The organism is Nocardia sp. NPDC004278, from assembly GCF_053602975.1.
In genome coordinates, this window is the sequence record NZ_JBSGEQ010000015.1 from 147,397 (window position 1) to 168,006 (window position 20,610).

Below are 20,610 nucleotides of genomic sequence, written 5' to 3' on the forward strand. Positions count from 1 at the left end.
GCCCGAAACCGTTGCATTCGCCCAGCTCAGCGTGTACATCAGTTAACGAGCATTCGTCCCGTTTCTTTTGATGCTAGCGGCAGCGCGGCAGCCGGTTGACCGTGGCCGCCACTACCAACCGGTAACCTTTCGCGGGTGACAAGGCTGATCCGTGACCCACGCGTCGTCGCAGTGCTCGTCGGCGGCGCGGCGCTGTTCATCGCGGCGATGCTGGCCCCGCTGCCGACGCCACAGCAGATGCAGGACTGGGCCACCTCGGTCGGTCCCATCTTCCCGCTGCTGTTCTTCGTGGTCCACGCGCTGGTCACGGTGGCGCCGATACCGCGAACGGTGCTCACGGTGAGCGCGGGCGTCCTGTTCGGCCCGGCGCTCGGCATCGTCCTGGCCGCCTGCGCGACGACCGTCAGTGCCGCACTGGCCATCCTGCTCGTTCGCGCCCTCGACCGCGACCGCGTCGCCGCCCACCTCACCCACCCGGCGGTGCGCTCCATCGATGAGCGCCTCGAACGCCGCGGCTGGCTCGCCGTCGGCTCGCTGCGCCTGATCGCCTTCGCCCCGTTCTCGGTCATCAACTACAGCTGCGGGCTTTCCTCGATCCGATTCTGGCCCTACCTGATCGCCACCGTCATCGGCATCCTCCCCGGCACCATCGGCACCGTCATCCTCGGTGACGCCCTCACCGGCGGCACCCATCCAGGGATGCTCGTGGTCTCCGGAGCGCTGATCGCCATCGGCATCATCGGGCTGATAGTCGATGCGCGCTGGTCGCAAACCCATCAGCCAGCCCAGGAACCCACCACCGCGGCACCGGCCTCGAGCACCGACTGATCGAATACCCGCGCGACACCACATCCGACACCGCACAAGCCTGCTCACCGCGCTCCCCTCGCCTGAGCGTCAGCGATGCGCTAGTCGACGGTTAGTTCGATGGGAATCGCGAACACGTCCACCATCGCGCCGTTGCGAAGGACGGTCACTGGCATGGAGACGCCGATGGCGTCGCCGAAGAGCTGGCGTTGGATCCCCTGGGCATCGGCCACTTCGGAACGAGCCACGCTGAGCACGAGATCGCCGCGGCGCAGGCCCGCGTGGTCGGCGGGGCCGCCGCGAACCACCTCGACGATACGGACACCGGCGGGCTGGCCGGTGCGCTCCGCCACGGATGCGGGAAGCGGCGCGGGGACGCCGACGAGGCCGAGATAGGCGCGGCGGACCCGGCCGTCCTCGAGCAACGTGCCGATGATGCGCCGGGTGGTGGCATTGATCGGAATCGCAAGGCCCAGACCGACTCCGGCGACCGCGGTATTGACGCCGACCACTCGACCCGCCGAATCTGCAAGCGCACCACCGGAATTGCCGGGGTTCAGCGCGGCGTCGGTTTGGATCACATCCTCGATCACCCGTCCGGCGCGTCGGGAGGCGACCGGAACCGCGCGGCCCAGCGCGCTCACCACGCCCGCGGTCACCGAGCCCGCCAACCCCAGCGGACTCCCGACCGCGACCACCAACTGCCCGACCACGAGCTTGTCCGCGTCGCCGAGGACAACCGCGCCCGGAGCGCCGCCGCGTGCCCGCAGCACCGCGAGATCCGATAGTGGGTCGACGCCGACGATATCGATGCGTGATTCCACACCGTCGGCGAACACGACATCACCGCTGCCCGCCGAGCCGACCACATGCGCATTGGTCAAGAGGAATCCGTCATCGGTGAACACCACCGCGGATCCACTCCCCCGCCGGGTCCGCACGCTCGCCACATGCGGAGTGACCGACGCCGCCACCGCGATGACGGTGCGCGAATACGCGTCCATTGCGGACTCGTCGAGATTGTGTTGTCGTGCGGCGTCGCCCTGGCCCGACAACGGGACCGACTCGTCGTCCACGCTGACCACCATCCTGCTCATCGGGCGCGCACTCGATTCGAGGGCGCCCTTTCCAGCATGCCCCGCCGCCACCGCCCGTGCACCGTGTTCGCCACAGGCGCAACCGGATTCATCCGCCGCCGAAGAACGCTGCCGACGCGTTCGAAAACAGCGCCTTCGTATCAATCCGCACGACAGTTTTGCTCAACCGTCTGAGACGGTATCGTACTTGCAGTACCGCATACCTACGGCACCGAGCCCAATGAGGTGCGCATGACGGAGCAGACCGTGCGGGCACAGGGCCGCACGACCCCCGGATATCCGACGAGTCACCTTCCGCTCGGCGAGCCGGAGCCCATGTCCAAGTACTTCGCGGACGGCGATATGGTCTTCAGCCATTTCATCGCCGGACTTGCGGCAGGCTTCCCGCCTGGCGAGGAGTCGTTCATCAGATCGGTCCGCAAATTCGCCGATCAGATCACTGATCCGGTGCTGCAGAAGCGGGTGGGCCACTGGTTTCGGCGGTCGACGTCTGGCCAGGGCCACCGCATTGCTTGCCCGATGTGCCGACGGCGGTCCGACGCCGACCGGCCCGACACCGCGTGAGATCGGCGCGGCCAGTGTCATCCCGCTGCCGATCGTCGCGGTCAACCACGAGCGACTCTCGCCAGGTCGAGTTATCAGGTCCGAGACAATGACGAGGCTGCCATGCCCCCGGACCTCGACTGACGGTCGTAAGTTTTACGCGCAGAATCGATCTCGTTTCGGTGACGGTCGGCCCAGCCCGTCAACGCCAGCAGCGTCTCGTAGAGCTCTCGGGCCATCGGTGTCGCTTCGTATTCGGTCCGAGGAGGCACCGTCGGATAGACCGTCCGGACCACCAGACCGTCACGCTCGAGGTTACGGAGGGTCAGGGTCGACATGCGCCGACTCACACCTCTGATATCACGCTCGAGCTGGGTGAACCGCATCGGCCGCTGCGTGGTGAGCAGCAGGATGGCGATAGCCGTGCACCATGGCAGCGGAGGGCATTCATGACCGACATCCACGAAACCTCGTACGAACCAGGCCGCGGAGCGGCACCGATACGACTGCCCGCCCCGCGGCTGGAGCGTTTCCTCGGCGACCATCGGATGGGGGCACTGGCAACGGTCAAGCGCGACGGGCACCCGCATCTATCAACGGTTGCCTATAGATGGGATCCCGCCGCGCGCATGATCTCGATCGGTTCGACCGCCGATCGCGTCAAAGTGCGCCAGCTCACCCAGGACCCGCGTGCCGCACTCTATGTGAGCAGCGCCGACCAGCTCACCTTCGCGGTCGCCGAGGGCACGGCCGAGATCTCCCCCGTCAGCACCACTCCCGGAGACGCCACGGGCCGCGAAATGCTCTCGATGTTCCCCGAATTCGACAACCCCGCCGACGAAGCGACTTTCCTCGCAAACATGGTCCACGACAACCGACTAGTGATCAGGCTCCACGTGTCCAGACTCTACGGAGACACCCTCACCACCGACCACTGACCGGTCGCTGCTCGCGTGCCAACGGCGGTTGAACTCACGGTTTGGCGTGCTCACGTCAACAGCGCCGACCCTCACCGGCTTGACATTTCTCGCCTGCCAAACCCTCTCGGCATCCCCCGCGTGCACATCGCCTTCGACCGATAGGGATTCAGTTCGCCGCGAAGGCGAGATGCACAGGTACAGGCCGGCATCGACGAATTCCCCGGACACCCGCTCCCGATGCTCGCGCCAACGTTCGGTGCGAGCATCGGCGCGCGACGCGGCCGGAGTCGTGCCACGCGAAGCGCTCGTGAAGCGGCGGTCATGGCGTTGTGGTGTTCACGCCCCTGGCACCCGATCCAGAAAGCCGTGCACACCGAGGATGCGGCCGTCTTCGGCCAAGGTGATCACATCGGTCCCGGCGACCGGCGCGCTGCCGTCGGCCACCGATACCAGCTCCCACGAGAAGCGGGCAGTGTCGTGGTGCCCGTCCACCGGGCCGAGCTGACGGAACTCGAAGCCGGGGAACTGCTGATGCACTCCCCCGATGGCGGCGCTCAACTGCTCGTGCCCGGCGACGTCGGCCAGCGGATCGGCGTAGAAGCCGTCCTCGTGCCAGGCCGCGGCCACCGCCCGCGCGCGCACGTCATCGTCGGTGGCATTCCACGCGGTGAAGTACCGGCCGACCGCGTCCTCATAGTTCGACATCGTGAATCATCCTCTGCTGAAAGGTATTTCGGTCATCCGTCGAAGTTCCGAAGCGGATACCCCAACCTTGCCCGCTGCCGATCGCGGAGTCGATTACGCGCGAGGTAAGAATCACCTGGCGAACCAGCGCGGCCACTGATGGCCGCGCTCCCACACCGTGTCTCCGCAGACCACGATGAGGTCGCAGACCTCGGTGACCGCACGCCTCGAGGCCCAGATGTGCTCGCAGTTCGGCACGAGCACCGCATGCGCACCACAACGCGTTATCGCCGCCAGTAACCGCGCGACCGGATCACCCTGCGGACCAACCGTCATCGGGACCAGGTCGTAGCCGAGCCGGGCGGCACAGTTGCGGATGCCCCGCACGTCGTGGTCCACCATGGATCCGGAAATGTCCCACCGCACGAACCCGATCGCCCAAGGTTTCGTCGCCACCCCATTGCCACATGCCCCCGTTTCGCCTCCCAATCCCGCGATAACCTCCCATGGCTCGGACCCGCTCATCTTGCACACCCTGTCTGCCAGCACCTAACTGAAACGGTAGGAAACCGGGCTCCCGCGACACCATGGTTTTGCGGGGATTTGCGGAATCTGTTGACCCTCATCGCGCTGACCGGCGACGATTGGTCATAGCCAGCGCAATTTTCCACGCGAGACGAGGCCACTCTGATGCGTATACAACTGCTCGGCGGACCCACCAACAACACCGGCTCACCGCGGCTGTGGATCGACGAGGATCGACATCTGTATCTAGTCCAGGGCTACCGGGTGGCCCATCACGCCAACCACGTTGAAATACCCCATATGTTGCTGGGCTGGCTACAACCCGGCACTTATATCGGCGTTCCACTGCACGACTCCGGGCACGGATCCTTCACTCTCGCCGGCCAACCGGTTACCGATCCGGATGCCTTGGCGCACATGCGGATTCCCGATCACGAAACCGCGATCGCGGTCCCGGTCGGACAGAGCCCGTGGGAATGGTAATGCAATGCTCTACTTCACCATCGAGGAAACCAACGATCTCATTCGTGAGACCCGAAGCGACGCTTTCCATCTAGAGGTGTCCGATGATCACTCCCAGGTCGCCGACGAGACCGAACCGATGCGCCGGGTACTGGCGGGGCTACCGCCCTTCGAAGAGCAGGCCTATCCGCCATCGTGGCGGGCCTGGGAGAAGCTGACCAGCGAGGTCTCGGGACGCGGCGTGCCGATCCGGCGCGTTCGGGTGGTCTCGGAACCGCTCACCGACTATGTTCGATTCCTACACGCACTCACCGACCGAAATCAGCACTACGGCGAGGATATTCGCTGGCTGCCAAGGCATCTCGCGGATCCTTCGGAGTACACCGACGACGAGTGGTGGCTACTCGACGAGACGGTCGCCTTTACGATCTTCACCAAGTCCGGCGATCTGGCGGGTGCCGCGGTAACCACCGACCCCGTCTTGGTCGCACGATGCACGACAGTACGAGATACGCTGTGGAACAAAGCAATTCCACACCACGACTATATGCCCGGCGGGCGGAGTGGATGACCGGTGTCGAACAGTCCCGGCAAGCCTTCGGGGCGCGATTACGTGAACTGCGCAAAGCCGCACATCTGACCGGTGTGCAGCTGGCCGCCGATGCGGGCTGGCATTCGGCGAAGGTGTCGCGCATCGAGCACGGCAAGCAGACGCCGAGCGATAACGACCTGGCCGAATGGTGCCGATTGTGCGGCGCCGAACTGCTGCTGCCCGATCTGCGTGCGGCACTGGCGAATATCGAGGCACTCTGGCAGGAGTGGCGGCGCATCGCCGCGACCGGACATGCCCAGCAGCAGCGCCGCCGCATCGAATTGGAAGCGCGCGCCAGCACGATCCGCAACTATGAGAACGCGGTCGTCCCCGGGCTGTTGCAGACCGAACCATATGCCAGGGCGGTCCTGCAGCGCTGCATCGACTTCGTCGGCGGCATCGACGATATCGACCGCGCGGTGGCGGCACGCGTTGCGCGCCAGCGGATTCTGCACCGCGGCACCCATCGCATCTGCATCCTGCTGGCCGAACAGGCGCTCTACACCACTGTCGGCGACGACGATGTGATGACCGGTCAGCTCGAGCGGCTGATCGATGTGATGCCGCTGCCGCGGCTCGGACTCGGCATCATTCCCCGGACGGCGGATTTCCTCTACACCACAACCTGTTTCGTACTGCTCGACAAACGCGTCGCCGAGGTGGAGACGATTTCGGCGGGTCTGACCATCACCCAGCCGCGGGAACTCGCGTATTACGAGAAGACCTGGGCGGCGCTGCACCGGCAGGCACGTTATGGCGAAGCCGCCCGGGCCATGATCACCGACGCGCTGAAGCAGCGGCTGCCTCAGTAGTGCGGCTACAGTGCCGCACTGAGTTTCGCGGCATTCTCATAATCGCGCTGCCATTGCGGGCCGGTCGGGGCGAGGATTACACGTTCGACTCCCACATCCCGGTGCGCGGCGAGCAGTTCGACGGCGGCGGCGTGATCTTCGGGCAACGCTGGCGCGACGACGGTGACCGCAGGCACCGGACGATCGAATTGTGCTGCAAGCATACGCAATTCGTCGATCTCGGTCGCCAGCTGTGCGAGGCCGGGCTGTAGGGTGATCCACCCCCCGGCGTACTCGGCGGCCCGACGCCGCGCCCGAGTCCCGTTGCCCGCCACCAGGATCGGCGGCATTTCCGATCCGGGCGACAAGGTCACATCCACACCGTTGACCGCGGCACTCGACCCCGTGACGAGATCGGGCAGCACCCGCAGCGCCTCATCGGTGCGGCGCCCACGATCCTCGAAGGCCATACCGGCCGCGCGCCAACCGATATCGCCGTGCGCCGGATTCCCGGTGCCGATGCCGAGCATCAACCGGTTCCCCGATACGTTCTGCAGCGTGCTGATCTGCTTGGCCGCCCAGGCCACCGGGCGCAGCGCGAGCAGCATGACGTTGTAGCCGATCCGGATCCGGTCGGTGACGGCCGCCGCCGTCGCGAGCGTCACGGTGCTGTCCAACATCGGCGCACTCGCCACGAGATGGTCCGTGGACCAGACCGATTCGAGTCCGAGCTGTTCGGCGAGCCGGGCGCTGGCCCGCACATCGCCGAGGATCGGCTGCGCGGGATCGGGTGTCGAGGTCGGGAGGATAACGCCGATTTCCAAGGTCATGAGCACAACGTTAGATACCGGAGGTGAGCGTTCCAATGGCCCGACCGCTCACTTCGATGTCCCGAACGCTCACTCCGACGCAGCTGCCTGCTCGGCGGGCTTGCGTTGCAAACCCTTTCGGTCGTAGTACAGAGTCACCACGGCGCCGAGCACCAGGCCGATACCCACACCGAGCACCGCCATCCAGCTACCGCGCGCGAGCCCGGCGTCACCATTGGCATTGAAGTACAGGATGGCGCGCACACCGAGATAGACCTGGTGCATCGGTTCGAAGGTGGCCAGCCACGCGAAGTAGCTCGGCGTCGCTTCGATCGGCACGCTGCCGCCCGAGGAGGGCAAACCGAGCACGATGAACAGGATGAGATTGACCAGCAGACCCGCGGTGCCGAGTGCGGCGAGCACCGATAGCGCGGTCAGCCCGACCGCGACGATCGCGAGCACGCAATAGAGGAACAGCGCGAGCGGATGATCCAGCGGCACATCCAATGCCGCTGCGACGCCGAGAAATACTCCGGAGACGATGGGCGCGGTGACGATCAGGATCGCCCACTTCAGCAGCAGGGTGCGAAACCGGGAGATCGGTGCGGGCGGATAGTGCACGTACCACGGGCCGTATTCGGTCGGTGCGAATCCGAGCGCGGAATCGGTCATCGAATGGATGATCATCGCGCCGGTGAATCCGGCGAGCAGCACCATGATCGTATAGAAGAACGCGGACAGGCCCTGCCCGGTGCCGTCGGGCAGCGGCCGATACGGTGCGACCACCACCTGGATCGGGTGGGCCAACATCAATTGGCTGGCTCCGGCCAGTTCGGGCGCCGCACCGCCGCCGGCTGGGCGCAGTTGGGCCTGCACGGTATCGGTGAGTTGTCTGCCGACGGTCTCATCCACGCGACTCAGCGCTTGTTCGGCGATGCGCTGCATCACCCCGGTGGCGAAACTGCCCGCGCGCGGATTCGTATGCACCGTGATGATCGGCTGTTCGACCTTGCCGGGTACCACCCCCGCCGCGCCGAGAATGGCCAGCCGCTTGGTGAAGTCACTGGGGATGACGATCGCGCCATAGGCCCGGCCCTGGCGCAGTTGCCGCTGTGCCTCGGCGAATCCGACGACCTGCAGGTCGATCTTGTCGGCGGGTATGCCAGCGATGAGCGCCTCGGTGATCTGATTTCCGACGTTGGTCGGCTTACCGCCGAGGGTATCGCCGTCGTCCTGGTTGACCAGTGCGACGCGGAAATCGTGCAGATTCTTGGTCGGATTGACCACGTACGCGAGGTACATGGTGGCCAGTAGCGACATGAGCAGGGTGACCACGGCGATCGGGGCAATCCAGGCCCGCGGCCGCAGATGGCGGGCGGCTGTGTCGGCAGTCGTCATGGGCGCACCGTAATCCGTCGGGCGGAGTTTCGGTACCGATCCGGCGTGGGTCTGCTGCTGGTCACATCACGGGTCCGGCACCCATCACCGAGACAGCCGTCACAGCTGTGCACATCGGGCCGGTTCAGGATGGATCAGGGGCGGGCAGGGGCCAGCGATCCACGGTATGCAGGGTCGAACCGGCTTGCTGGGCATAGTGTTCGGCGTGCAGTGCGCCCGGGTGAAGTCTGCGCGATGCGGCCAGCCAGCCACCGGCCTGGCGCAGGACCTCTGCTCGGGTCAGGGGCGGGTCGGTGCCGAGCAGGAGGGCGCCGTGTTCCGGGGCGACGATCGCGGCGGACCCGAGATGCTGCAGGCAGCGCCCGGTGCCGAGATCGTCGTCGAGGTCGCGATAGGCGGTGAGGGCGCGCTGCCAGTGCCGCAGCGCGCGCCGGGGTTCACCGCGTGTCCACCAGACGATTCCGAGCGTTTCGCGGGTATGCGCGCGCCCCGCGGGATCGCGGCCGTCGCGGGTGAGGGATTCGGCCAGTTCCAGGTGGCCCTGGGCGGCGTCCAAGCGGCCCTGATGCAGATGGACAACCGCCAGGTTGATCAGGGCGCAGACCTCCGCTGGCACATCCGTGCGGGGCAGCAGCCACCAGGCGACCTCCAGCTGATTCTCCGCCTCGCTCAGCACGATCGGGCTCGGTGGCGCGGTATCGAGCGAATGCAGTGCGGTGTAATGCGCCCAGCGCGCAGACAGACTCGTCGACAGGCCACGCGGCCGATACTTCGACGGCCGCACGCGCAGGCGCCCGGCGCGCAGCAGGGCCAGATCGCGGGACAGCGGGAACTCATCCGATTCGGTCAGGTGGCACAGGGCCTCGGCCACACCGGACGCATTCTCCGGCAGGCCCTTTCGGGCATACCACACGTCCAGGGCGTCGGCGATCCGCGCGAGCTCGTGCACCGCGGCCCTCGGCACCGGCACCGTCGGTGCCGGAAACAGCGTGCGCAGATACGGTTCCTGCGCTTCGAACCAGCGGCGCGCCCCCCTGGCGAAACGGACCGTTTCCAGGGCGATCGCCCACCGGCTCGCGCGGTCGGCATAGTGGTGCAGCAGCGCGGGCAAGGCGGCCTGCCACCGTGGCCCGGCGACGACCTCCGCCGTAGCGGGCAGTCGGGGCTTCTTGCGCAGGCAGTACCGGTCGGCTCCGAGATATGTCACGATCCCGCGCACCTCGAGATCCTCGAGCAGCAATGCCGCGGTGCGTCGCTCCGCGGCCGAATCCGACGGCAACCGGGTCGGCGCGTCGAGAATCGCCGACAGCACGGCCAGTAGTGCGGCCGTCTCGAATTCGTGAACCGGCAGGTCCCGCAGTGCCGCCAGGATCGGATCGTGGTCCAGTTCGGTGAGCTCTTCCGGCTCATCGGGACAGCTGGTGGCACCGACAAACCGGACCGGCTCACCCGGTTCGATCAGTTCCGCGATCAGGGCGAGTTCCCGTTCGGTGCGCACTCTTTCGCGAAATTTCTCGATGCGCCGATAGGCGACGTAGGCCCCTACCGCCAGCACTCCGACAACAGTCAGTCCACGCAGCAGTCCACTGACCACCTTGACGGCATCATTGTCACCGAGCGAATTCACCACGATATTCCGGGCGAGCTCCAGTACCACGGCCCAGGCCACCACCTCGGCGGTGCCGAGCACGCCCTCCCAGATAGTCGACCGCGGTGTGGTCTGCTGGGGCGATTCGTGCCCGCGTGGCTGGGTCATCGCAGCGTTCCACCCGTCAGTCCGGGCACCAGCCAGCGCCGCCATGTCGAGAGCAACAGCAGCACCGGCAGCACGGCCGACAGCAGGGAGCCCGCCGCGAGCTGTGCGGCATTCTCATTGAATTGCCGTGCCTCGCCCCAGAGCAGCAGCGACCACGGGCTCGCACCAGCGCCGTTCATCATCAGCCCGATGAAGAAGTCGTTCCACACCTGGATGAATTCCAGCACCGCAACCGCGACCACGGCCGGACCCGCGGCGTCCAGCAACCGCCGAATGATGGTGCCCGGACTGGCCAGCCCGTGCAGCACATCATCGGCCGGACCGTCCAGCGGAGCCAGCATGGCACCGCGCAGAATCAAGATCGCGACCGGCAATCCGGCGGCGGCGTGCACGAAGATCAACGGAATTCTGGTGCCGGACAGACCGAATGCGTCGATGAACGCGTCGAGCGAACCGAGATAGCCCTGCGCGGGCAGCACCGACAGCACGACCAGCGCCACCACCGCGATCCGCGCCATCGCTCGATCCGGGCCGACCGCGGCCAGTCGATGTGCCACGGGCAGCGCCGCGGCCACCACAACTACGGTGGCCAGCCCGGCCACCAGGAATGTCGTCTGCCAGGCATGACGGAATGTCTGGTCCTGCCACATGCCCGTGAGCGCGGCGAGGTCGAATCCGGAAGGGCCGTCGAAACATACGACGAGCAGCACCAAGATCGGAATCGATGCGAATACCGACACCAGCGCGATACCCGTCGCGCGGACGAGGCCGATCCGGGGCCTGCCCACCGCCCCGGACACCACCGTGGCGGACGTCCATCCGGTGCGATACCTGCGCACGCCGGTCTGCAGCAGCCAGGCCACGAACCCCACCAGCACCGCCAGCGGCAGGGCGTAGGCGGCCGCCACACCCGCGCCGAGATCGGAGTCCGTAACCAGCCGCCACCACTGCACGGTCGCGCTATCGAGCTGATACTGCATCGACCCCGGCACCCCGATCAGCACCACATCGAAGACGCGAGCCGCCGCCACCCCAACCACCAGACCGAGGATCAGCAATACCGGACGCACCAACTCCAGCAGGCGCAGCAACGGGAATCGCCGCCCCTGTCCGTGCAGATGGCCCGAGCGCACCGGGTCGGCCTCGATGGCTCGGATATCGGCGCGAAGCAGTCCGGTGAGGAAGCCGAGCCAGGTCCACAGGAAGGCCGAGCCGAGCATTACCGCGTACCACATCCGGTACCCGCCGACGCTCTGCATACCGAACCGGTCGGCGAGATATTCGAAGATCAGCCGGAACGCGACGCCCGAGACGAATGCCGAGATGCCGAACGGGACGATCAGCGGCACCCACAGCGCGCGCGAGTTCCGCGACCACCACGCGATCACCAGCGCGGCGAACAGGAGCATCAGGCCGTAGACAACCCACAGCAGGGTGCGCGCATATGCCCAGGCTCCGTCCGTGGTCAGCGCGGCGCCGAGCGACCACAGCCCGAGCGCGGCGGTTAGGGCGAAAGCCGACCGCAGCGCCAGTCGGAGGCCATCGCGGCGGCGATGCCGGGATATCAGTGTGAACGCCACGGCGGCGACGGCAACGACGGTGCAGGAGAACACGATTCGCGGGCGGGCCTGCACCGCGATCGCGACAGTCCACAGCGCGGGAGCCACCAGCAGCACCACGATCAGCCCGACCGCGAGCAGACCCGCCCAGCCGAACCAGCGGCGTGGGCGGCCACCGGGTACGAGCGGCCCGCGCATCCGCCGGGTGGCCAGTTCCAGGCGCAGACCATTAGCCCGGAAGTCGGAGACACCCGTCATCGACGGCTCCGCTCGGCGGCGTCGAGCGCGGTGATCGCGGCATCGATCGCGGCATCCGGATGCTCGTTCGCACCGTCGCCGATCGCGGTGAGGAAGCTGGTCAGGATGCGCCACAGGCCGTTTCGGCCGCCAACGGCCCCGAGCTGGTCGGACAGGTCGAACGCGCTCCACGAGGTCTGCGATCGCGCGATCGGTTCGAGCAATGCCGAATATCGTACGGAGGTCCGCAGATTCGGCGCGATGAAGCCGCCGACACCCTCGATCCACGGCAGCGGCGCCTCGGGTGCGGCCAGCGCCGCCACCACCTCGTCGGCCCGCTGGTCGGCGTGTTTGGTCACGACCAGGACATCGCCACCGACGATCTTCGGGCGCTCGCCGCCCAGACCGACCGACGGGAACTGCGCGATGCCGACAGCGTCTTCGGAACGCCGTCCGGCAGCCCGAAGGCTGTCGCGCACAATGGGTTCGGCGAAATCCGGGGCGATCACCATGGCGGCGCGACTGCGTTCGAACACATCCCGGATGGCATCCGGGAATTGTCTGGTCAGGGCCACCGCGACACCGCCTGCGAAGGTGTGGCGCTGCCCCCACAGCCGGGCGAGGTATCCGAAGGCGGCGCGCACGGCGGGACGATCCCAGGTCCGATCCTTGCCCGCGCCCGCCAATTCGTCATAGGTGCGCGGCGATTCGGCGCGCAGCACATTCTCGAAGACGTCGGTCAATACCCAACCGTCGCCAGCGGCGAGGGCGAGCAGCCGGATCGGCGTGTTCGCGAGCACCTCCATCCGGTCGATCCAGTCCGGGATCGTCCAATTGGCCGGATCGCCGAGACGATAGCGGTCGATCGCCTGCCGGTCGTACCAGACCAGCGATTTATCAGCGGCCTTGAACGGCACACCGTACGGTTTTCCTCCGTGGTACAGCAGCTGCCGCCACGGTTCTGAATAGCGTGCCCCGTTCTCATCGGCCCAGAACCCCTCGGCGACCGGACGCAGTTTATCGTCTTCGACGAGGGTGCGGACCTGTCCCGCCTGCGGCAGCATGACGATATCCGGCGCCGACTTCCCGCCCGCCGTGAATGCGGTGCCGATTTCGTCGCCCAGCGGGATCACCTCCACCGACCCGGCGAACGGCAAACGCGCCAAAATCGTTCGGAACGCGGACAATTCCGTCCCGCTCCAGGACACTCCGATCCGGACCAGGCTCGAATCACCCCACAGCAACTGGGGAGCACAGGCGGCCAACGGCAGCACCAAACCCGCTTGCAGCAGTGCTCGTCTAGTCCCCATGCTCTCCCGACAGTGTCTTGTGACAGTCGCCGAGGATTATTCCATCAACTCCGCCGGGCCGGAGCGATTCCGCGCGCACAGCTCGATGGACACCCCGGCGAGCCGTGTATCACCGACCCGAAACCGGCTCGGATCCAAGGGAATCCGAGCCAGTTCCGCTCCGCCGTCACCGCCTCAACGCAACCAGCCCTTGCGTTTGATATAGACCAGCGGAATCACCGCCGCCACCAGGGTCATCAGTGTGGTCGCGAGAAAGCCGTGCTCCCACTCCAATTCCGGCATCCAGGTGAAGTTCATGCCGTAGAAGGTCGCGATCAGCGTCGGCGGTAGGAAGACGGCGGTAATGATGGTGAAGACCTTCACGATCTGGTTCTGTTTCACATCGAGCCAGGTCATCACCGACTGTTGCAGATAGCGAACCTTATCGTGTTCGAAACCCGCGTGCTGCTTCACGCCATCGATATCGGCGATCAGGATGGCGATCAGGCCCTCCAGATCGCCCGTGGGTGTATCGGCCATCAGATGTCTGGCCGCGCGGGCCAATTGCAGTTGGGTCTCCTGTACCCGCGAGACGATCTCCTCTGCCGCATTCATCCGCGACATGGTGCCGCGCATATCCGCGACGCCGATTTCGCGGCCACGGTGGTCATAGCCGTTGGTGGCCATCTCGATATCTTCGTTCATCGCCTCCAGCGCGTCGCTGGCGTAGTGGATAACCCGTTCCGATGCCTCGTTCATCGCCCAGAGCAGCGCGTACATGACGCCGTGCGGCGATCCGGTGAGGTTCGGATTGCGGCGCATTTTCGCGACGGCCTTGTCGAACGGGGTGAAATGCTCGTCCGGTTGCAGGGTGATCAGGAAATCGCTGCCCAGTGCGAAGACGATGGTGTCACGTTCGATGGTGTCGCCGCGTTTATAGCTGAGGACGACGGGCAGATAGATGAACTTGTCGGTCTCGAAGACCCGATTCCGCGCCGTCGCGAAATCCACACCCAAACGGTTGTGTAGCACCGCGGCGGTGTCGGAATCGGTCACTGAGAGCGGAATCCAATGCTGCTGAAGGATTTCGGTATCGAAGTGGTCGCTCGGAGCGGCGGTAGTCGTCGTCATCGGCTACCGCCCGAACGACGTATGTGCTGGCGACACCGACGACGATCCGACCGGCTGCTGCGGATGCGCATAGTGCATCGTCAGCAGTCCGGCGCTGATCAACAGATATAGACCGATGGTGAACCAGATCGCCTGTCGCTCGAGATTCGGTGTGCGGTACGGAGATTCGACCTTGTTGAACAGCGTCGCCATGGCGGGCTCCAATACGTCCGTTCGTGCAGTGGCCGCGCTCGCCACGATGCACCGGCGAACGCCATTGGCGGGGCACCCCGCTTCGTTGGTTGATCCCGGCGCACGAATTGCGCCATCAATCATTAGAAACCTGCCGCGGCGGTCCGTCAATCAGTTGCGCAAGTATGCGCAATCGTGCAACTCTTGCAACAGGTGGAGGCAGACGTGACTCAGCGTGGCGAACCGCCGGGCCCTATCCCGGCCGACCGATTACAAAACGCGGCAGCGGTTTTCGGCATGCTTGCCGCCACCGCCCGCCTCCAGATCCTGTGGCTGCTCAGCCAGAGTGAACGCGATGTCGGCACCCTAGCCGCCGAAATCGGCCAAACCGTGCCCGCGGTCAGCCAGCATCTGAGCAAACTCAAACTCGCTGGTCTGGTTCACGTCCGAAAGCTCGGTCGACGCAGCATCTACACCATTACCGATCCCGATATCGCCGATATCGTGCGACTCGCATTCCGCCACCACCAACTGCGCAGCGGACCGCCGCGTCCGGATGCGCGCTGACGGGCTGGCATCATGCGATCTGTGAACCTTCGTTTCGGAATTCAGCTGGCGCCGACCGCCGACGAACTCCCGCGTCTTCGCGCACTCGCCCGACTCGCCGATCGGGAAGGGCTGGATCTGCTCGGGATTCAGGACCACCCGTACGCCGGTGGGCTCGCCGATACCTTCGCGGTCATCGCGACCGTCCTCGCCGAGACCGAGCGGCTCCGGGTCTTTCCCGATGTGGCCAGCCTGCCGCTGCGCGGTCCGGCACTACTCGGCAAACAGGCGGCGACACTCGATCTGCTGAGCGGCGGACGGTTCGAACTGGCCCTGGGCGCCGGGGCCTTCTGGCCCGCCATCAGCGCGATGGGTGGTCCATCGCGGACGAATCCCGAAGCGCTGCAGGCGCTCGCCGAGGCCACCGAGATCATTCGGACCATGTGGGTGCCGGGCGCGAAGGCCACGGTGTCGGGTGCGCATTACGCCGTGCACGGTGTGCAATCCGGTCCGGCGCCGGTGCATCCGGTCGGCATCTGGTTCGGCAGTGTCGGACCGAAGGCCAATGCCCTGACCGGGCGGATCGCCGATGGCTGGGCGGCGCCGATCCCGCACTACCTGCCCTACGAGAAATGGCAAGGCGCGCAACAGATCATCTCGGCCAGCGCCCGCGATGCCGGACGCGATCCCGGCGACATCATGCGGATGGCGCAACTGGTCGGCGATATCACCGAGGCGCCCGGCTCGGTGACATTGCGCGGCGAGGAGCCGATTCGCACCGATGCGGCCGGATGGTCACGCATCCTGGCCGATCTCGCCACCGATACCGGATTCGATACCTTCGTGTACTGGCCGGAGTCACCGGATGAGACCCAGTTGCGCCGGTGGGTCGCGGAGGTAGTACCGCGCGTGCGCGAACTCTGCACCTGAGCTCGGACAGCCGCGCTCGCGTCTGCACTGTGCAGGTGGTTCACATGCGCTCAGGGGCCGCGATGCCCAAGAGACCGAGTCCGTGCGCGAGCGTTTTTGCGGTCAATTCGCAGAGTGCGAGGCGGTTTCCACGGACGGGGTCGGCCGCGGTGAGCACCGGGCAGCTCTCGTAGAAACCGGTGAAGTCACGGGCGAGGTCGTAGAGATAGCCGCACAGTCGATGCGGTTCCAGGGTCGCGGCCACCTCGGCGACGACCGTGCCGTAGGCGTCGAGTTCCAGTGCCAGCGCCCGCTCGGCGGGTTCGAGCGCGACGCTCACATCGATGCGTGACATGCGGTCTTCGGCCTTGCGCAAAATGGACCGGATTCTCGCATGCGCGTATTGGAGGTAGACACTGGTATTGCCCTGCAACGCGACCATGCGGTCCAGGTCGAAGGTGTAATCCTTGACCCGGGAGGTGGACAGGTCGGCGTATTTGACCGCGCCGATGCCGGTGGGTTCGGCGATTGCGTCGAGTTCGGCGGCGGGCAGGTCCGGGTTCCGTTCGGCGACAACGGCTCTGGCCTTGGCGACGGCCTCGTCCAGCAGATCGGCCAACCGTACGGTGCCACCCGCGCGGGTCTTGAACGGCCGTCCGTCCGGGCCGAGCACCGTGCCGTAGGCGATATGTTCGGCATCGATGTCATCGGTCAACCATCCGGCCCGCCGCGCGGCCTCGAAGACGAGCCGGAAGTGCAGGGCCTGACGGGAATCGGTGACATAGAGCAACCGCTCAGCGCGCAGGGTGTGCACACGGTAGCGAATGGTCGCCAAATCCGTTGTGTCATAGCCATATCCCCCGTCACGCTTGCGCACCATCAGCGGGACCGGCTGGTCATCGGGGCCGGTCACCGCCTCGGAGAACACCACGAGTGCGCCGTCGCTGTCGACGGCGATACCCTTGTCGACCAACTCGGCGATGGTGTCGGCCAGCAGTGGGTTGTAGAACGACTCCCCGACATAGTCGTCGGGGGTGAGTAGTACGCCGAGCCGGTCGTAGATATCACCGAACGCACGCTCCGATTCGGCGACGATCTCCCGCCACCGCTGCGAGGTGGCCGGATCGCCGGACTGCAGCGCCACCACCCGGGCCCTGGCGCGGTCCGCGAATGCCGGATCGCCGTCGAATTCCCCGCGAGCCGCCTTGTACAAACCGTCCAGCGCCGATACCGCCGAGACATCGCCGCTCAGCTCATCGTGGCGCCAGCTCAGGTCTGGGTGCTCGTCCAAGTACTGGATGAGCATGCCGAACTGAGTTCCCCAGTCCCCCAGGTGATTCTGCCGAATTACCGTGGCGCCGAGGAAGTCGAGCACCCTGGCGATGCTGTCGCCGATGATCGTCGTCCGCAGATGGCCGACATGCATCTCCTTGGCGATATTGGGCGCCGAGTAGTCGACCACGGTACGGCGGCCGGCCTCGGCTGCCGCTACGCCGAGCCGATCATCGCCCAGTCGTGCCGAAACCTGTTGCCAGACCACATGATCCGCCACCGTGATGTTGAGGAATCCGGGCCCCGAAACCATTGCCGTGAACAGCCCGTCGCCCGGATCGGCCAATGCCCCGGCCAACTCCGCGGCGAATTCGGCGGGCCGCATCCCGACCCGCTTGGCCACCGCGAGCGCCGCATTCGACTGGAAGTCCGCGCGTTCGGAGCGTCGCACCACCGGATCCGCGCCAGCCACCTCGGGGCGGACTCGCCCGATCGCCGCCGATACCACGGCAACAGCCTGGCCCAGCAATGGCAGCACCCCGGAATTACCCACGCGCGTTCCCTCCTGTCGGTTCGGATCCGTGAGTATTCCAGCGCGGCCGTATCGTGCCGAATGATTTTCCGGCCTAAGGTCGACGCCTGTCGATGATCAGAGAGGGGTGCGGTTCCACCGGACTGCCGCCCAAGCGAGCGCCGGTAGCCTTGGCACATACTCGCCCGGCTGGATTCTTGGGAAGGGAGCGGACGTGGCCGCATTCCGCACGCGCGGCAGCGGACTTGCCTTTCTCGCGGTCGCCGGACTGCTGACCGCCTGTTCCGGCCATGGCACACCGGATGCGGGTCCGACCGCCACCCCGGCCGCCAACTCCCTGGCCAACTGCACGCCGCTGACCGATGAGCAGATCAGCCGCACCGCACAGGCCGACACCCTCACCGCACACCATCGTCCGCCGGTCTGCGTCTGGCAGGCGCAGCGCGGCGACGACGAATCCGACCTGACCTTCACCTACACCGACCGCGAATCACTGCAACAGACGTGGCAGCGGGCCGAGAACGACGGCTTCCAGAACGAACATCTGACCATCACCAGACAGATATTCGGCACCACGGTCACCGCGACCGGCTTCTACATCCGCAATCCGCACGACCCCGGTGATTGCGCGGTCGCCGCCGCCGATAACGGCACCATCGTCTGGCGGGTACAAAACCATTCGCACACCACAACACCAGACCCCTGCGCCATGGCACTGCAACTGGCGACGCTGACCATCGATCTCGCGCCCTGACGCCGACCGGACCTGCGCGGACCTCGCAGAACGAAACGCCCCGGATCACTGGGATCCGGGGCGTTTCGTGTCGACTTCCTACTGTGCTGGCGGCTGCCAGGGACGGCCCTGGGACCCGGGCCCGTCCGGATGGTATGGCTGCTGCTGCGGTGGCACCTGCTGCGGCGGAATCGCCTGCTGTGGTGGCACGACCTGTTGATACGGCGCGGGCTGGGGCTGGCGGGTCACCGGGGTGGCCATGCCCTCCACCGACGCACGGGCATCGGCCTCCGCGGCACGGACCGCCTGTTCGATGGCCGGGTCACGAGCCGTATCGAACCAGCCCGCCACATCGGAATCGTCCTCCGGCTTGCTCTGCACATCGTCGGCCGGAGCGGGCTCGTACCGGAATACACCGTCCTCGCCCTTGGTCGCGAAGTTCTGCGCGAAACCTTCCAGGGCCTTGCCGAAATCGCTCGGCACCAGCCAGACCTTGTTCGCATCGCCGCGTGCGACCAGCGGCAGGGTCTGCATGTATTGGTAGGCAAGCAGTTCCGGCGTCGGCTTACCGGATTTGATTGCGGCGAACACCTTTTCGATGGCCTTGGCCTGACCTTGCGCCTGCAGATAGGATGCGGCACGTTCACCCTGGGCGCGCAGAATGCGGCTCTGCCGTTCACCTTCGGCCGCCAGGATCGAGGCCTGCTTGGCACCCTCGGCGGAGAGGATCTGCGCCTGCTTGGCACCCTCTGCGGTCTTGATCTGCGACTCCCGGGTGCCCTCCGCGGTGAGGATCATGGCGCGCTTCTCGCGGTCGGCCTTCATCTGCTTCTCCATCGACTCCTGGATCGATGGCGGCGGATCGATGCTCTTGAGCTCGACCCGCGCGACGCGCAGCCCCCAGCGACCGGTGGCCTCGTCGAGCACACCGCGCAGCTGTCCATTGATCTGATCGCGCGAGGTCAGCGTCTGCTCCAGGGTCATACCGCCGACCACATTGCGCAGCGTGGTCACGGTGAGCTGTTCGACGGCCGCGATGTAGTTGCTGATCTCGTACACCGCCGCCTGCGGGCTGGTCACCTGGAAGTACACGACAGTGTCGATGTGCAGGGTCAGATTGTCCTCGGTGATCACCGGCTGCGGCGGGAAGGACACCACCCGCTCGCGTAGGTCCACCTTGGCCCGGATCCGATCGGCGAACGGCACCAGGAAGGTCAGCTGGCCGGAAACGGTGCGCGAATATCGACCTAGTCGCTCGATGACCGCCGCCTCCGCCTGCGGGACGAGGGCGATCGACTTGAAGACCACCACCACAACCAACAGCACCAAGACGGCGGCAACGATCAGTACAGCCATTACGGCCCCTTCCAGACGACCGCGGTCGCGCCGTCGATCTTCATGACGTACACCGTGGTTCCCTTCGGATACTCGACCGTTGTATCGAACGGCCGTGCGGTCCATTCCTCACCGCCGATTTTGACCAGGCCGCTGTGCTCGGCCACCTGTTCGAGCACCAGCGCCTGTTTGCCCATCAGCGCGTCCACATTCGTCGGGATCGGCGGCGGAGTTCCGAAGCGGCGCCGCAGAACTGGGCGCACCCCGAGCAGCAGAACCAGCGCCAGCACCGCGAAGATCACCGCGTCGACGACCAGACCCGTACCCGCCACCGCACTCACGCCCGCCGTGCCGAGCGCGGCGGCGCCCAACATGAGCAGTGTGAGGTCCCCGGTGAGCATCTCCGCTGCCGCGAGCAGCAGACCCGCGACCAGCCAAACGATTGCGGCCACATGCCCACTGTAGTTGTCCGTGGCACTTCTGTGGCGCGACAAACCGAGATCAACCGAAGC

General features: G+C 66.2%; 23 protein-coding genes. 9 read left to right on the plus strand and 14 right to left on the minus strand.

Annotation, left to right across the window (positions count from 1 at the left end; genetic code table 11):
• Positions 1-135: 135 nt before the first annotated feature.
• Positions 136-828, plus strand: a complete 693-nt coding sequence (locus ACWEO2_RS23505; RefSeq protein WP_452407267.1) for a TVP38/TMEM64 family protein — start codon at positions 136-138, stop codon at positions 826-828.
• Positions 829-908: 80 nt separating this feature from the next.
• On the opposite strand, the gene ACWEO2_RS23510 is transcribed toward ACWEO2_RS23505, so the two are convergent.
• Positions 909-1,811, minus strand: coding sequence for a S1C family serine protease (locus ACWEO2_RS23510; RefSeq protein ID WP_452407318.1), 903 nt, complete (start codon positions 1,809-1,811; stop codon positions 909-911).
• A 324-nt stretch (positions 1,812-2,135) separates the two neighbouring features.
• Here ACWEO2_RS23510 and ACWEO2_RS23515 point away from each other — a divergent pair, with 324 nt between their 5' ends.
• Complete coding sequence (locus ACWEO2_RS23515) at positions 2,136-2,468, plus strand: metal-dependent hydrolase (protein ID WP_452407268.1); 333 nt, start codon at positions 2,136-2,138, stop codon at positions 2,466-2,468.
• A 74-nt stretch (positions 2,469-2,542) separates the two neighbouring features.
• Here the strand turns inward: ACWEO2_RS23515 and ACWEO2_RS23520 are convergent, their stop codons facing one another.
• Positions 2,543-2,992: a winged helix-turn-helix transcriptional regulator gene (locus ACWEO2_RS23520; RefSeq protein WP_452407269.1), complete on the minus strand. Its 450-nt coding sequence runs from the start codon at positions 2,990-2,992 to the stop codon at positions 2,543-2,545.
• On the opposite strand from ACWEO2_RS23520, the gene ACWEO2_RS23525 reads away from it, so the two are divergent.
• A complete protein-coding gene (locus tag ACWEO2_RS23525; protein ID WP_452407270.1) occupies positions 2,897-3,385 on the plus strand; it encodes a pyridoxamine 5'-phosphate oxidase family protein in 489 nt (162 codons plus the stop codon). The two genes, ACWEO2_RS23520 and ACWEO2_RS23525, sit on opposite strands and share 96 nt — an antisense overlap.
• Positions 3,386-3,703: 318 nt before the next feature.
• Here ACWEO2_RS23525 and ACWEO2_RS23530 read toward each other — a convergent pair whose 3' ends face one another.
• Both ACWEO2_RS23530 and ACWEO2_RS23535 read right to left on the minus strand, forming a co-directional pair.
• A complete protein-coding gene (locus ACWEO2_RS23530; RefSeq protein ID WP_452407271.1) occupies positions 3,704-4,072 on the minus strand; it encodes a nuclear transport factor 2 family protein in 369 nt (122 codons plus the stop codon).
• A gap of 111 nt (positions 4,073-4,183) precedes the next feature.
• Positions 4,184-4,576: a hypothetical protein gene (locus ACWEO2_RS23535; protein WP_452407272.1), complete on the minus strand. Its 393-nt coding sequence runs from the start codon at positions 4,574-4,576 to the stop codon at positions 4,184-4,186.
• A gap of 165 nt (positions 4,577-4,741) precedes the next feature.
• Between ACWEO2_RS23535 and ACWEO2_RS23540 the strand changes: the two genes are divergently transcribed.
• From ACWEO2_RS23540 to ACWEO2_RS23550, 3 genes are read left to right on the plus strand one after another with little or no spacing between them, the layout of a single operon-like run.
• A complete protein-coding gene (locus tag ACWEO2_RS23540) occupies positions 4,742-5,059 on the plus strand; it encodes a hypothetical protein (RefSeq protein WP_354957274.1) in 318 nt (105 codons plus the stop codon).
• Between the two features lie 4 nt (positions 5,060-5,063).
• A complete protein-coding gene (locus tag ACWEO2_RS23545) occupies positions 5,064-5,609 on the plus strand; it encodes a DUF6879 family protein (protein ID WP_452407273.1) in 546 nt (181 codons plus the stop codon).
• Positions 5,606-6,442 carry a helix-turn-helix domain-containing protein gene (locus ACWEO2_RS23550; protein WP_452407274.1) on the plus strand — a complete coding sequence of 279 codons (837 nt, stop codon included), beginning with the start codon at positions 5,606-5,608 and terminating at the stop codon, positions 6,440-6,442. The genes ACWEO2_RS23545 and ACWEO2_RS23550 overlap by 4 nt, the downstream gene beginning before the upstream one ends.
• A gap of 5 nt (positions 6,443-6,447) precedes the next feature.
• Here the strand turns inward: ACWEO2_RS23550 and ACWEO2_RS23555 are convergent, their stop codons facing one another.
• The 7 genes from ACWEO2_RS23555 to ACWEO2_RS23585 form a co-directional block, all read right to left on the minus strand.
• On the minus strand, positions 6,448-7,251 hold the full coding sequence (locus ACWEO2_RS23555; protein WP_452407275.1) for an LLM class flavin-dependent oxidoreductase: 804 nt from the start codon (positions 7,249-7,251) through the stop codon (positions 6,448-6,450).
• 69 nt (positions 7,252-7,320) lie between these two features.
• Positions 7,321-8,628, minus strand: coding sequence for a YhgE/Pip domain-containing protein (locus ACWEO2_RS23560; RefSeq protein ID WP_452407276.1), 1,308 nt, complete (start codon positions 8,626-8,628; stop codon positions 7,321-7,323).
• A 124-nt stretch (positions 8,629-8,752) separates the two neighbouring features.
• Positions 8,753-10,384, minus strand: a complete 1,632-nt coding sequence (locus tag ACWEO2_RS23565; RefSeq protein WP_452407277.1) for a tetratricopeptide repeat protein — start codon at positions 10,382-10,384, stop codon at positions 8,753-8,755.
• Entirely contained in the window at positions 10,381-12,201 is a 1,821-nt protein-coding gene (locus ACWEO2_RS23570; protein WP_452407278.1) for a hypothetical protein, read from the minus strand. Before ACWEO2_RS23570 ends, ACWEO2_RS23565 begins: the two co-directional genes overlap by 4 nt.
• Complete coding sequence (locus ACWEO2_RS23575; RefSeq protein ID WP_452407279.1) at positions 12,198-13,490, minus strand: ABC transporter substrate-binding protein; 1,293 nt, start codon at positions 13,488-13,490, stop codon at positions 12,198-12,200. Before ACWEO2_RS23575 ends, ACWEO2_RS23570 begins: the two co-directional genes overlap by 4 nt.
• Positions 13,491-13,664: 174 nt before the next feature.
• Positions 13,665-14,600 carry a CorA family divalent cation transporter gene (locus tag ACWEO2_RS23580; RefSeq protein ID WP_452407280.1) on the minus strand — a complete coding sequence of 312 codons (936 nt, stop codon included), beginning with the start codon at positions 14,598-14,600 and terminating at the stop codon, positions 13,665-13,667.
• A gap of 3 nt (positions 14,601-14,603) precedes the next feature.
• Positions 14,604-14,792: a hypothetical protein gene (locus ACWEO2_RS23585; RefSeq protein WP_452407281.1), complete on the minus strand. Its 189-nt coding sequence runs from the start codon at positions 14,790-14,792 to the stop codon at positions 14,604-14,606.
• Positions 14,793-14,996: 204 nt separating this feature from the next.
• Here ACWEO2_RS23585 and ACWEO2_RS23590 point away from each other — a divergent pair, with 204 nt between their 5' ends.
• Complete coding sequence (locus tag ACWEO2_RS23590; protein WP_355186192.1) at positions 14,997-15,338, plus strand: ArsR/SmtB family transcription factor; 342 nt, start codon at positions 14,997-14,999, stop codon at positions 15,336-15,338.
• Between the two features lie 21 nt (positions 15,339-15,359).
• Positions 15,360-16,247, plus strand: a complete 888-nt coding sequence (locus tag ACWEO2_RS23595; protein ID WP_452407282.1) for an LLM class flavin-dependent oxidoreductase — start codon at positions 15,360-15,362, stop codon at positions 16,245-16,247.
• A gap of 40 nt (positions 16,248-16,287) precedes the next feature.
• Here ACWEO2_RS23595 and argS read toward each other — a convergent pair whose 3' ends face one another.
• A complete protein-coding gene (argS, locus tag ACWEO2_RS23600) occupies positions 16,288-18,051 on the minus strand; it encodes an arginine--tRNA ligase (protein ID WP_452407283.1) in 1,764 nt (587 codons plus the stop codon).
• Positions 18,052-18,244: 193 nt separating this feature from the next.
• Between argS and ACWEO2_RS23605 the strand changes: the two genes are divergently transcribed.
• Positions 18,245-18,784 (plus strand): DUF3558 family protein, encoded by a 540-nt coding sequence (locus tag ACWEO2_RS23605; RefSeq protein WP_452407284.1) that lies wholly within the window; start codon positions 18,245-18,247, stop codon positions 18,782-18,784.
• 78 nt (positions 18,785-18,862) lie between these two features.
• On the opposite strand, the gene ACWEO2_RS23610 is transcribed toward ACWEO2_RS23605, so the two are convergent.
• Both ACWEO2_RS23610 and ACWEO2_RS23615 read right to left on the minus strand, forming a co-directional pair.
• The gene (locus ACWEO2_RS23610) at positions 18,863-20,119 is read right to left on the minus strand and encodes an SPFH domain-containing protein (protein WP_452407285.1); all 1,257 of its coding nucleotides are present in this window, start codon (positions 20,117-20,119) and stop codon (positions 18,863-18,865) included.
• Positions 20,119-20,550 (minus strand): NfeD family protein, encoded by a 432-nt coding sequence (locus tag ACWEO2_RS23615; RefSeq protein ID WP_452407286.1) that lies wholly within the window; start codon positions 20,548-20,550, stop codon positions 20,119-20,121. Before ACWEO2_RS23615 ends, ACWEO2_RS23610 begins: the two co-directional genes overlap by 1 nt.
• Between the last annotated feature and the right edge of the window lie 60 nt (positions 20,551-20,610).

Coding starts and splice junctions, on each gene's coding strand:
- ACWEO2_RS23510 (WP_452407318.1), bottom strand. CDS start 1,811: ATGGACGCGTATTCGCGCACCGTCATCGCGGTGGCGGCGTCGGTCACT.
- ACWEO2_RS23515 (WP_452407268.1), top strand. CDS start 2,136: ATGACGGAGCAGACCGTGCGGGCACAGGGCCGCACGACCCCCGGATAT.
- ACWEO2_RS23525 (WP_452407270.1), top strand. CDS start 2,897: ATGACCGACATCCACGAAACCTCGTACGAACCAGGCCGCGGAGCGGCA.
- ACWEO2_RS23520 (WP_452407269.1), bottom strand. CDS start 2,992: ATGGTCGCCGAGGAAACGCTCCAGCCGCGGGGCGGGCAGTCGTATCGG.
- ACWEO2_RS23530 (WP_452407271.1), bottom strand. CDS start 4,072: ATGTCGAACTATGAGGACGCGGTCGGCCGGTACTTCACCGCGTGGAAT.
- ACWEO2_RS23535 (WP_452407272.1), bottom strand. CDS start 4,576: ATGAGCGGGTCCGAGCCATGGGAGGTTATCGCGGGATTGGGAGGCGAA.
- ACWEO2_RS23540 (WP_354957274.1), top strand. CDS start 4,742: ATGCGTATACAACTGCTCGGCGGACCCACCAACAACACCGGCTCACCG.
- ACWEO2_RS23545 (WP_452407273.1), top strand. CDS start 5,064: ATGCTCTACTTCACCATCGAGGAAACCAACGATCTCATTCGTGAGACC.
- ACWEO2_RS23550 (WP_452407274.1), top strand. CDS start 5,606: ATGACCGGTGTCGAACAGTCCCGGCAAGCCTTCGGGGCGCGATTACGT.
- ACWEO2_RS23555 (WP_452407275.1), bottom strand. CDS start 7,251: ATGACCTTGGAAATCGGCGTTATCCTCCCGACCTCGACACCCGATCCC.
- ACWEO2_RS23560 (WP_452407276.1), bottom strand. CDS start 8,628: ATGACGACTGCCGACACAGCCGCCCGCCATCTGCGGCCGCGGGCCTGG.
- ACWEO2_RS23565 (WP_452407277.1), bottom strand. CDS start 10,384: ATGACCCAGCCACGCGGGCACGAATCGCCCCAGCAGACCACACCGCGG.
- ACWEO2_RS23570 (WP_452407278.1), bottom strand. CDS start 12,201: ATGACGGGTGTCTCCGACTTCCGGGCTAATGGTCTGCGCCTGGAACTG.
- ACWEO2_RS23575 (WP_452407279.1), bottom strand. CDS start 13,490: ATGGGGACTAGACGAGCACTGCTGCAAGCGGGTTTGGTGCTGCCGTTG.
- ACWEO2_RS23580 (WP_452407280.1), bottom strand. CDS start 14,600: ATGACGACGACTACCGCCGCTCCGAGCGACCACTTCGATACCGAAATC.
- ACWEO2_RS23585 (WP_452407281.1), bottom strand. CDS start 14,792: ATGGCGACGCTGTTCAACAAGGTCGAATCTCCGTACCGCACACCGAAT.
- ACWEO2_RS23610 (WP_452407285.1), bottom strand. CDS start 20,119: ATGGCTGTACTGATCGTTGCCGCCGTCTTGGTGCTGTTGGTTGTGGTG.